This is a genomic window from Salinivibrio sp. MA351 (assembly GCF_001996065.1).
Lineage (GTDB): Bacteria > Pseudomonadota > Gammaproteobacteria > Enterobacterales > Vibrionaceae > Salinivibrio > Salinivibrio costicola.
This window is the reverse complement of record NZ_MUFG01000007.1, coordinates 52,680-64,370: the sequence shown is the minus strand read 5'-3', so window position 1 is coordinate 64,370 and position 11,691 is coordinate 52,680. Positions and strand designations below refer to the sequence as shown.

Below are 11,691 nucleotides of genomic sequence, written 5' to 3'. Positions count from 1 at the left end.
ACGAACAAAAACCGGCTCATTGGATAGGCGCCAGATACACAAAAGGCGGCTCTAGGCCGCCTTTATCGATACTATTGTAATTGCTACTTACTTAGAGATGTGTGCAACTAGGTCAAGTACTTTGTTTGAGTAGCCGATTTCGTTGTCGTACCAAGAAACCACTTTCACGAAGTTGTCAGTCAGCGCGATACCTGCTTTAGCATCGAATACTGAAGTTTGTACTTCGCCGATGAAGTCTTGAGAAACAACTGCATCTTCAGTGTAACCAAGTACACCTTTCAGCTCGCCTTCAGACGCTTCTTTCATTGCCGCACAGATTTGGTCATAAGACGCTGCTTTTTCTAGGTTAACAGTCAAGTCAACCACTGAAACGTTGGCAGTTGGCACACGGAACGCCATACCAGTCAGTTTACCATTAAGCTCTGGCAGTACTTTACCAACCGCTTTGGCTGCACCTGTTGAAGATGGGATGATGTTCTGAGATGCACCACGGCCGCCGCGCCAGTCTTTCGCAGAAGGACCGTCAACGGTTTTCTGAGTCGCAGTGGTTGCGTGAACAGTAGTCATCAGGCCAGATACGATACCGAACTTGTCGTTCAGTACTTTCGCGACAGGCGCTAGGCAGTTTGTGGTGCAAGATGCGTTAGAAACGATATCTTGACCCGCGTAATCGCTGTGGTTAACACCCATAACGAACATTGGCGTTGCGTCTTTTGATGGACCAGTTAGAACAACTTTCTTCGCACCCGCTTGGATGTGTTGACGCGCTGTTTCGTCAGTTAGGAAGATACCGGTCGCTTCAGCAACAACGTCAACACCCACTTCATCCCACTTAAGGTCTGTTGGGTTACGTTCTGCTGTTACGCGTACGGTTTTGCCGTTAACGATCAGGTTACCACCTTCAACTTCTACGGTGCCGTTGAAACGGCCGTGAGTTGAATCGTATTTCAGCATATAAGCCATGTATTCAACGTCGATAAGATCGTTGATTGCTACCACGTCGATGTCGTTACGTTCTACAGACGCACGAAATACGAAACGGCCGATACGGCCAAAACCGTTAATACCTACTTTGATAGTCATTATGTTGCTCCACAACTTAATTTCTAGTGAGATTAAACTGGTAGTAAAATTACAGAATAGGACCCCGCCATGCAAGGATAATCGCAGCCAAAATTGTCTAAAATCAAAAAAAAGTACGGATTTTTTTTACATCGCCTAAACATTTGGCGCCCTTACGGCCATGCCTGTGTTGTCTTTAATCAACCGTGGATAAAGAACAATCAGGCTTGGCGCAACAACTGGTACTTGATAGCGTAGAAGCAGAAGGGCAATTACGAAAGGCAAACTGGTACGACAAGTTTGACGTGACCGGTTTACCTTTGATTGAGCGTTGCTTTTTACTGAGTGGTTGCCTTTTACTGAGTAATGGGTGCGAGCAATGACGCTTGAAAATTGCCATCGTCGATCGCGGCTGATATTTCAAATGCCAATCGCTGCAGTGACGTCTCCTGTTGTTCGCTCAGTGTATAAAGTCGAGACAAACGATCACTGTTGGCAATGGGAAGATTGTAACTTTGCCCCACTTTCGCCCACAAATACGCATGTTCAAAGCGTTTAAGCGCATGATTGGTGGTGGCGAGTGATTTAATCACCTCTGGAATCACGTCTTGCTTTACGGTGAGATCGCGGCCGTCATACAGCTCCAACGCGTGCAATAAAATCTCCACGGTTTTAGCTTTATCCCGTGAGACATAATAGGTCGCCAGACCAAGTTGTAACTGGGGCGTTTCCAGATGGGGAGTGCCTTCAAGCTTTAAAAACTGGGGTAGGGCGCCGTTGTCACCCTGAGACCAACGGTAGTAAATCACCGGTGGTTGATAAGAGGCTTCCAGTTCATCTTCCAAACGAGCAATCGCATCATAAGCATGGTAGACCGCCTCCGTACGCTTGGTTTTGCGTTGTTTGAGTGTGGTAGGCTCAATTTCAGCTACCAGCTCCATACAGCGCAAGTAGGCTTTTGTTTGCTTGAGTTCGGTGAGTTTATTGAGATCGGTTGGCTTTTGGTCAACCGCCAAACGATCGAAAATCAGGTCCGAGCGCTCAAATCGGCATTGTCCGTCGCCAATGTTTAGCCCTTCGCATAATTCGGGGTGCGTTTCGCACACTTGATTGGTGGTCGGTTGTCCATCGCAGCCGACGAGTAGCAGTAAACTCGTGACAAGACCGAGACGATAAACGTAGCGAGTAAGTAATCGTAAATTCATTATTTGTCGTACCCTGAGTCAACTACGTCGAGTATACGTTATCTTTGAGTGTAGTTGATGCGTAAAAGCGTGATAAAGCGCACTGTGCTAAACATGCCGTCTACCGACCAAGATCAGGCATAATAGTCGGACCCGGACCACACAGAGGTAATCATGGATATAGAACAAGTCTTAAAAGCAATGACGCCTGAAATATACGATCGTTTGTGTTACGCGGTAGAAACCGGTAAATGGCCTGATGGTACCAGCCTTAATCAAGCACAACGCGATCAAGCCTTGCAAGCCGTTATGCTTTACCAATCACGTCATAACAGCCAGCCTCAGCATATGACGGTCGCGAAAGGGGGTCAGGTGACTTGGAAATCAAAAGCCGAGCTCAAGCGTGAATTTGCCGGTCAAGATGGGCAGCGCATCGATATTGAGACCAAGCACTAGTGCTAACTCAATCAGCACCAATGCTGATCGAATAGGTTGGGTGGCACGCCTTTTGTGGGATATGGTTTGCTGAACGTGTCCTCGCTAAAGCGTAAACGCCGGCATTCGGCCGGCGTAATCGTCACAATAGCGTTCACCGTCACTTCTGTTCACACGCTAATAATAGCTGAGCTCACCACGTAAATCTTTTTGCACCCAAGTTCGCAAGGTTTCAAAGGGTAATGACTGACTGAGCAAGAAGTGAAGCTTGGCTAACGCCGCTTCGGGTGTCATGTCATAGCCACTCAGTACGCCCGCATCGGCCAGCGCACAGCCGGTCGCATATCCACCCATATTGACCCGTCCTGCCAAGCATTGAGTGAGATTTAACACCAGCACACCGCGATCCGTAGCCTGTTTGAGTAAATCGAGTAACTCGGGATTTTGTGGTGCGTTGCCGACCCCAAAGGTTAATAAGATCATCGCATTGACGGGCTGTTTAAGCGCATTTCTGACAACGTCTGGCGAAATGCCCGGATACATCATGATCACGGCAACCGGTTGATCGCTAATAGTATGGACCTTAAACGGCCCTTGCGAAGGTTGATTGAGCTTGTCCGCTTTTACCTCAATATGAATCCCAGCTTCAAGCAACGCTGGCAAGTTGGGTGAGGTAAACGCGTTAAACCCGTCAGCATGCGACTTAGTGCTCCGATTGCCGCGCAGAAGTTGGTTGTTAAAAAACAGCGTCACTTCGTTCACCGGATAATTCGATGCAATATGCAGTGCGTTGAGCAGGTTGGCTTGCCCGTCGGAACGCAACTCAGCAATCGGGATCTGTGAGCCGGTGACTATTACCGGCTTTTCTAAATTTTCTAACATAAATGACAGCGCCGATGCTGTGTATGCCATGGTATCTGTGCCATGCAATATCACAAAGCCGTCATATGCGTGGTAATTTTCGCCAATATCGTCCGCAATCCGTTGCCAATCCGTTGGCGTCATGTCCGATGAATCAATGAGTGGTTCGTACTCATGGATAGTAAAAAGCGGCATTTCTGGACGATGGAATTCAGGCATGTTTTCCAACTGTTGCTGGAGAAAGCCGGACACTGGGACATAACCATGATCAGATTTTTGCATCCCGATCGTGCCACCAGTGTAAGCAATATAAATATGTTTACGTTCCATCATGTCAAATCTGCATTTAATGAGCGTGAGCACAGTATACATGTAACGATTACATCGGTAATACCGAGCGACACACAGAATAGAAGAAAAACAGAGAAGAGGCCCTGACCGAACGGCCAGGGCGAGTGGTTCCTACTGATACTCACAGTTTAAGCAGAATAAGTAACGACCTTGCGGATCGTTAAACTTTTCCAGCAAGGTTAACGACTGCCACTGAGGCGATGCCGTCAACTGGCGCGCAACCGATGGCATTGTCGCTTGCACCGCTTCACCGAGCACGTTGGCGCTTTGCCCCAGCACTTCGTTGATAAATTGCTCAAACGGCGTCAGTGGCTGTTGCATCCAATCTAGTTGATAGTTTTCGAGGTTAGCCAGTTCAGCGGCGGCAGACACGGCGTCGTCAAAGTCACCCAAGCTGTCAACTAATCCCAAACTCAAGGCATCTTGTCCCGTCCATACCCGACCTTGAGCGACTTGGTTTGCCTTTTCCATCGACATATCGCGATGGTTGCTGACCAATGACAAGAAGCGATGGTAACCATGCTCAATGCCTAACTGCATGATATCTCCTACCTCGTCTGGCAGTGCCCGCGTTACGCCAACCCCTGCAAACGGTGTGGTGCCGACACCATCAGACTGCACGCCGAGATCACCCAGCGTGTTCTCAAAGGTGGTGAACAAGCTAAAAATACCGATTGAGCCGGTAATCGTGGTGGGCTGAGCGATAATACGATCGGCGCTGGCAGATAACCAATAACCGCCAGAGGCGGCGACACTCGACATCGAGACCACCACAGGTTTACCCGCTTCGCGTAGCGCATCCACTTCATTACGGATAATTTCAGAGGCGAATGCACTGCCCCCTGGACTATCGACGCGAAGCACGACCGCTTTCACACTGCTGTCAAGGCGGGCATCGCGCAGCATAGCGGCAGTGGTATCGCCACCCACGGTCCCTGGGCGCTGACGTCCATCCATGATCGGACCACTGGCGACCACGACGGCGATATTATCACTGCCTGGCAGGCTAAAGCCGCTTTGTATTTTTGGCAGATAATCGTAATAGCCGGTGTATTCGAAGCTGTCTTTACCGTCACTGCCAAATTTATCGGCCAAATAGCGACGAATTTGCTGACGCGTCATGCGCTTATCGATAATGCCAAGATGCTCAGAGAGGGCGGCAAAATCGCCATCAAAGTCACGCAATGAGGCCAGTAATTGCTTCGCGCTCGGGGACAGAACACTCGGCTCGATGCCACGATTGTTCGCCACATCGCTGACATAGGCATCCCACAGCTGAGATAACCAAGCTTGATTGGCTTCTCGGGCAGCGTCTGACATATTGTTGCGTGTGTATGGCTCCACAAATGACTTATAAGTACCGACTCGGAACACGTGTGTGCTCACATCGAGCTTATCGAGTAGGTCCTTCCAATATAAGTTGTAACTGCCGTAACCTTGCAGCATCACCATACCATCGGGCGACATCAGGACTTCATCGGCATAACTGGCCAAGTAATACTGGCTTTGACTGTAGGTGCCGCCAATTGCAATCACAGGTTTACCGCTGTCTTTGAAGTCTTCGATGGCTTTGGCGATGTATCGTAGCTTGGTCAGACTGGTAGAAGGCATATCGCCTAGGCTTAAAACTAAGCCATTAACCTGTTCATCCGTCGCGGCATGGCGCACGGTATCAACAATATCAAACAACACGTTCTCGGTTTCTATCGGTTGTCCGAGCGCATTGCGAGATAAGGTATCAACAGGACTTAAGCGCTGTTGTTGTTCAACAATAGGGCCGTCAATATTGAGTAGGAGCGCCCGTGGCTCTGGCTCACTTTGCGCCACTTTTGCGGTAGCGGGGGCCTTTGAGGTCAGCGGCGTATCGGCAGTAAAAGCAAAGTAGATTGCCACGATCACGCCTATGAAAAGGACGTTTAACAAAAGTTGGCGGGCGAAACTGAGAATACGCCACAACCATCGGAATAGGGATGCAATAAAGCGAAACAGTTTTTTCATACGTGAGTCCATCGGTGCATGTCGCTGATATCCTAGCTGATCAGAGCTCTGATCGATAGGCTATCAACTGCGTCATTGTTCTATAATACCGAGCGAAAGTCCTACCCAGATCAATAATTCACGATTTCATGTTGCCAGCTTGTAAACGAATGTTTGAAATCACGTGTCCGTCAGCGCTATAGTCTGGTCAGACCACAACAATAAGTGAGCAAGCGATGGAACAGCACCCTTATCCCCACATGCTAGCCCCGCTCGATCTTGGGTTTACTACCCTGAAAAATCGTGTCTTGATGGGCTCGATGCACACCGGGCTTGAAGAAGCAAACGATGGTTTTAAAAAATTGGCGGCCTTTTATGCTGAGCGAGCCAAAGGTGAGGTGGGGCTCATTGTAACAGGTGGATTTTCGCCTAATTTTCGTGGCCGTCTAACCCCATTTAGTGCCCAGTTTAGCTCTGGACGCGCGGCGCGTGCACACCGCGCGATCACCGAAGCCGTTCATGAAAATGGCGGCAAAATCGCGCTGCAATTACTTCATGCCGGTCGTTATGCGTTTCATCCGTTTGCCCAAAGTGCGTCAGCAATTCGCGCGCCAATCAGTAAGTTCACCCCGTTTGAAATGAGCGAGCGGGCGATTTGGCGTACGATTAAAGCCTTTGGCCGCAGTGCCGCGCTTGCTCGCGAAGCTGGCTATGACGGGGTCGAGATCATGGGCTCTGAAGGCTACCTGATCAATCAGTTTTTCTGCCACCGCGCCAACCGCCGTTATGACCAATGGGGCGGGCCAGTCGACAATCGTATGCGGTTTGCGGTTGAAGTGATGCGAGCGGTGCGTCAAGCGGCCGGTGATGACTTTATCGTTATTTTTCGTCTGTCGATGCTGGATTTGGTCGAGCAAGGCAATACCTTTGAAGACGTGGTCACGCTCGCGAAAGGCCTAGAAAAAGCAGGCGTCACTATTATTAACACCGGTATTGGCTGGCATGAAGCGCGAGTGCCTACTATCGCGACCCAGGTGCCACGAGGCGCATTTAGCTGGGTCACTGAAAAACTAAAAGGCGAGGTATCGGTGCCGTTAGTCACCTGTAACCGTATTAATACCCCAGAGGTTGCCGAGTCGATTCTCGCCAAGGGGCAAGCGGATATGGTCTCCATGGCGCGCCCATTCTTAGCCGATGCTGAATTCGTTGCGAAGGCCAAAGCCGACCAGTCGAATGACATTAATACGTGTATTGCCTGCAACCAAGCCTGTCTGGACCATGTCTTTAAAGGCAAGCGTGCCAGTTGTTTGGTTAACCCTAAAGCTTGTTATGAAACCGAGCTCGTGGCAACGCCTGTACGCCAAGTGAAACAAGTGGCGGTAATTGGTGGCGGAATGGCCGGGATAAGCTGTGCCACTGAAGCGGCTGAACGCGGACATGACGTGACCTTGTTCGAAAAAGCGGATCGGCTCGGCGGCCAGTTTAATTTAGCGATGACGATTCCGGGAAAAGAAGAATTTAAAGAAACCATTCGCTACTACCTTAGACGATTGGAAAAAGCAGGCGTGACGGTCAAGCTTAATCAAGCCACTGATGTCGATACATTGCGTGCGTTTGACGATATTGTTGTCGCCACGGGTGTGAAGCCACGCCGTCCCGCCATTGAAGGCATTGATCACCCGAGCGTTATTGATTATCAAACCTTTATTCGTGAACAGCCTGAGCTGGGGAGTCATGTCGCCATTATCGGTGCTGGTGGGATCGGCGTTGATGTCGCGACCATGATTACCGAACCCAAAAATCAAAGTTTGGACGCTTGGCTCAATGAGTGGGGAATCGATAAGACTATTACCCACGAAGGCGGACTCTACCCTGGGCACGATACGCTTAGCGACAAGCAGGTGTGGGTATTGCAGCGTCGCGAAGGACGAGTCGGAAAAGGTCCGGGCAAAACCACCGGTTGGATCCATCGAAAAACGTTACAAAAGCGTGGTGTGAATCTTGTCGGTGGCGTGAGCTACCATAAAATTGATGATGAAGGCCTGCATATCAGTGTTAAAGGAGAAGCACACCTGATCCCTGCCACCCAGATCATCTTGTGTGCGGGGCAAGAATCTGTGAATACGTTGGCCGAGCAGCTTGATGATGCCAATGTCTCTTACCATTTAATTGGTGGTGCCGAGCATGCGGGAGAGCTCGATGCGAAGCGAGCCATTCGCCAGGGGATTGAGACAGCCTTGGCACTTTAGTCTCGGACGCTTTCATTCTGGTTGCTCTAAACCCGGATAATCTTCACGTCTTTAGCGGCGGACGTCTGTGCTAACATGCTGCTATCCGCTCATGCAGTGAGCACTAAACGGTTAAAAAGGATAAACCATGGACGCACTTGATTTGCTATTAAAGCGCCGCTCTGTGCCACGATTAGCAGCGCCAGCGCCGAGCGGTGAAGCACTAGAAAACATTATTCAAGCAGGATTACGAGCCCCTGATCATGGCGCACTAACGCCGTGGCAGTTTGTGATTTGCGAGGGCGATGGGCTGACGCGGCTTTCAACCATTTTAGCCGAGGCAGCACAGGCCAACGGCGCGGATGAAACGGCAGTGAAAAATGCCAAAAACGCACCCTTTCGGGCCCCGATGGTGGTGGCCGTGATTGCGCGTACACGTGTGCATGACAAAGTTCCGACCATTGAGCAGCATATTTCTGCGGGATGTGCGACGCATGCGATGCAAATGGCAGCGGTCGCACAAGGGTATCAGGGCTTTTGGCGCACCGGCGCATTTGCATACCACCCTGCTGTGAGAGAGGCGTTAGCCGTTGAAGGCGATGATCATATCGTGGGTTTTTTGTACTTAGGAACGCCTGATTGTGCGGCGGCTAATGCGCCTAAACGCGATACTAGCCAGTTTGTCTCTTATCTTTAAGCCACGAGAAGGGCTTGGTTAATCGAGAAAACCTGTGCATATGTACAGGTTTTTTATTGCGCCTCGATCGTGCTTTGCATACCATGCGGACAGCGACTGATAAAGAGACTCTGTCATGGCACGATTATTTATTGCGGAAAAACCGAGTTTAGGGCGCGCAATTGCCGCAGGCCTGCCTAAGCCTCATAAAAATCAGAAAGGATACATTGAAACAGGGCAAGGCGATGTGGTCACCTGGTGTATTGGCCACTTACTCGAACAAGTCGAGCCCGAGGCTTATGACAGCCGCTATAAAAAATGGCATCTGGCTGACCTTCCTATCGTGCCTCAACAATGGCAATTGCGCCCACGCAAAGCCGCCTCGGGCCAGCTGTCCGTGGTTAAAAAACTGATTAAGCAATTTGATCAGCTGGTTCATGCCGGCGACCCAGACCGCGAAGGGCAGCTGCTGGTGGATGAAGTGATTGACTATGCGAAGGTCAGTCAGAGCAAAAAAGCCAATATAAAACGCCTTTTGATCAGTGATTTAAACCTCTCTGCGGTGAAAAAATCACTCAGCAACATGCAAGACAATAAGGGTTACATACCCTTATCTGTTTCCGCGTTAGCTCGGTCACGTGCCGATTGGGTCTATGGGATGAACCTAACGCGCGCTTATACCCTGCTAGGGCAACAGGCCGGTTATCAAGGCGTATTGTCGGTCGGGCGGGTACAAACGCCGGTGCTTGGCCTGGTGGTGCGACGCGATCAAGCAATCAAACATTTTATTCCCCATCCGTATTATCAGCTCGACGCCATCATTGCTCATCAAGGGAGTGAAATACGCGCACGATGGCAGCCCAGTGACGCCTGCGCCAAATGGCAAGACGAGCAAGGGCGCGTACTTTCTCGGTCACTCGCCGACAATGTCGCCAATCGAATTACGGGGCAGCCAGCTACGGTCACTGACGCGGAACGTCAGCAGCGAAAGCAAGCGGCGCCACTGCCTTATAACTTGTCAGCCTTGCAAATAGACGCATCAAAGCGATTTGGTTTTAGCGCCCAAAAAGCCCTGGATGTGTGCCAACAACTGTATGAGCGCCACAAGATCATTACCTATCCGCGATCGGATTGTCGTTACTTACCTAAAGGGCACTTCGCTGAGGCGCCCAAGGTGTTGGCAGCGATTAAAAAGGGGTGTCAGACACTGATCCAGGCTTGTGACAATGCGGATCCAAAACGCAAAGGCAAAGCATGGAACGATGCCAAAGTTGGTGCGCACCATGCGATTATTCCAACCGCGAAAGCTGCGCCTGCGAGCTTGTCAGGCGATGAAGCGAAAATTTATCAGCTGGTGGCGCGCCAATATGTGATGCAGTTTTATCCGCCTGCCGAGTATGCAGAAGGAAAACTGGTGTTCGATATTGCCGGTGGCTGTTTTATTGCCAAAGGCAAGGTGCTCACTCAAGCGGGCTGGCGCGCGCTATTGCCCTCCACGCAAACCGCAGACAGTGACGCCACGCCTTTGCCCTTAATGGAGAAAGGTGAGCAAGCGCAGTGTGAGCGTGGCGACATTAAAGACTGCATGACCGAGCCACCGGCTGCGTTTACCGAATCCAGTTTGTTACAAGCGATGACCGGCATTGGCCGCTATGTGCAAAACAAAGCACTGAAAGAGATACTACGAGAAACCGATGGGCTCGGGACCGAAGCCACTCGGGCTGGGATTATTGAGCTGTTGGTAAAACGTGGTCTTTTGAATCGACAAGGAAAAACACTTCACGCGACAGCCAGTGGAACGGGATTAATTGATGCCTTACCCGACAGTGCGACCTACCCGGATATGACCGCTGATTGGGAGCGGCAGCTGCAAGATATGGCGGACCGACAATGCGCGTATCACCCCTTTATGCAAGCGTTAACCGACAAGGTCGCTGGCTTGATTGAAAGTGTAAAAACCTCACCACCGCCTGCCTCTTTGCAAGGTTTACCGGCTGCGCCGGCAAAAACATTTAAACGTAAAACACGGCGCACCAGCAGTCGTCGTAAAGGAGCGGCGAAATCAACGGGTAAGACCGCGGCACAATAACCGCACCAGTATACTCGAGCAAAAAATGCAGTGATCGCCCGATAACAGACTCGCTGTCACTAAAATAAATAGGCGGCGAGACAACCGACCAACGTCATCACAAACAAAAAGAGTTTTAATAGCTTGGGATTCGCGGAGATAGCAAATCGTACCGCAATCCGTGCCCCGACCATGGTCCCTATCGCCAGGATCAGCCCTGGCGCCCAGCGGATCAGATCATCGGCAATAAACACCAGCAGTGAAAGAGAGGTGAAAGCTAAGGTGCATGCCAGTTTGAGTGCATTACCACGGACCAAGTCGTAGTGTAAGGTGCCACATAGCGCGGCGAGCAAAACAAATCCGACCCCTGCTTGTACGAATCCGCCATAAAAGCCTGCGAGCATAAGGCCAAACCATGCGGTGGGTGTGTCAGCCACCTTTTTGACTGGCGTACCGGCGGGGGGGCCAAAAGTGGCTGGCTTAACCAGCATCACTACCGTCATGGTCAGCAAGGTACCGAGTAGCAAGGGTTTGACCCAACTGGTTGGCAACCATGCAGCGGCCAATGCGCCGCACAAGCCCCCGATTAAATTCGGTATCAATACCGGAATGATATCCTGAGTATCGAGCTTGTCATGTTGGCGAAACCCGCTCATCCCTGACGCACACTGTAGCCATACCGCCACCCGATTGGTGGCGTTGGCGACATCGGCAGGCATGCCCATCACCATCAATGCAGGTAATGTTAGGTTAGAGCCACCACCCGCGAGGGTATTGATAATCCCGGCGATCACGCCCAAAACCACCAAGATAAAACTGTATTCGAGGCTGATTGCCATACACGCTCCT

The 11,691-nt window shown here is 50.6% G+C and carries 10 protein-coding genes; 5 read left to right on the top strand and 5 right to left on the bottom strand.

All coding sequences use genetic code 11. The features are described from left to right. Positions 1-87 precede the first annotated feature (87 nt). Positions 88-1,083, bottom strand: a complete 996-nt coding sequence (gene gap, locus BZG78_RS05925) for a type I glyceraldehyde-3-phosphate dehydrogenase (protein WP_021022285.1) — start codon at positions 1,081-1,083, stop codon at positions 88-90. A gap of 185 nt (positions 1,084-1,268) precedes the next feature. Between gap and BZG78_RS15405 the strand changes: the two genes are divergently transcribed. After that, the gene (locus BZG78_RS15405) at positions 1,269-1,445 is read left to right on the top strand and encodes a hypothetical protein (RefSeq protein ID WP_158009962.1); all 177 of its coding nucleotides are present in this window, start codon (positions 1,269-1,271) and stop codon (positions 1,443-1,445) included. Here BZG78_RS15405 and BZG78_RS05920 read toward each other — a convergent pair. Further along, on the bottom strand, positions 1,419-2,267 hold the full coding sequence (locus BZG78_RS05920; RefSeq protein WP_077576300.1) for a DUF2989 domain-containing protein: 849 nt from the start codon (positions 2,265-2,267) through the stop codon (positions 1,419-1,421). The genes BZG78_RS15405 and BZG78_RS05920 overlap by 27 nt on opposite strands. Positions 2,268-2,420: 153 nt before the next feature. On the opposite strand from BZG78_RS05920, the gene BZG78_RS05915 reads away from it, so the two are divergent. Then, positions 2,421-2,702, top strand: a complete 282-nt coding sequence (locus BZG78_RS05915; RefSeq protein ID WP_077460372.1) for a DUF1315 family protein — start codon at positions 2,421-2,423, stop codon at positions 2,700-2,702. A gap of 156 nt (positions 2,703-2,858) precedes the next feature. On the opposite strand, the gene ansA is transcribed toward BZG78_RS05915, so the two are convergent. Continuing rightward, the gene (gene ansA / locus BZG78_RS05910) at positions 2,859-3,872 is read right to left on the bottom strand and encodes an asparaginase (RefSeq protein ID WP_077576339.1); all 1,014 of its coding nucleotides are present in this window, start codon (positions 3,870-3,872) and stop codon (positions 2,859-2,861) included. Between the two features lie 132 nt (positions 3,873-4,004). Next, positions 4,005-5,891 carry a signal peptide peptidase SppA gene (sppA, locus tag BZG78_RS05905; protein ID WP_077660651.1) on the bottom strand — a complete coding sequence of 629 codons (1,887 nt, stop codon included), beginning with the start codon at positions 5,889-5,891 and terminating at the stop codon, positions 4,005-4,007. 215 nt (positions 5,892-6,106) lie between these two features. On the opposite strand from sppA, the gene BZG78_RS05900 reads away from it, so the two are divergent. The 3 genes from BZG78_RS05900 to BZG78_RS05890 all read left to right on the top strand — a co-directional run bounded on the left by BZG78_RS05900 (position 6,107) and on the right by BZG78_RS05890 (position 10,863). Then, positions 6,107-8,119 carry an NADPH-dependent 2,4-dienoyl-CoA reductase gene (locus BZG78_RS05900; RefSeq protein ID WP_021022291.1) on the top strand — a complete coding sequence of 671 codons (2,013 nt, stop codon included), beginning with the start codon at positions 6,107-6,109 and terminating at the stop codon, positions 8,117-8,119. A gap of 127 nt (positions 8,120-8,246) precedes the next feature. Then, positions 8,247-8,795: an NAD(P)H nitroreductase gene (locus BZG78_RS05895; protein WP_021022292.1), complete on the top strand. Its 549-nt coding sequence runs from the start codon at positions 8,247-8,249 to the stop codon at positions 8,793-8,795. Positions 8,796-8,910: 115 nt separating this feature from the next. Further along, a complete protein-coding gene (locus BZG78_RS05890) occupies positions 8,911-10,863 on the top strand; it encodes a DNA topoisomerase III (RefSeq protein ID WP_077660650.1) in 1,953 nt (650 codons plus the stop codon). A 59-nt stretch (positions 10,864-10,922) separates the two neighbouring features. On the opposite strand, the gene BZG78_RS05885 is transcribed toward BZG78_RS05890, so the two are convergent. Then, a complete protein-coding gene (locus BZG78_RS05885) occupies positions 10,923-11,681 on the bottom strand; it encodes a sulfite exporter TauE/SafE family protein (RefSeq protein ID WP_077660649.1) in 759 nt (252 codons plus the stop codon). Positions 11,682-11,691: the final 10 nt, after the last annotated feature.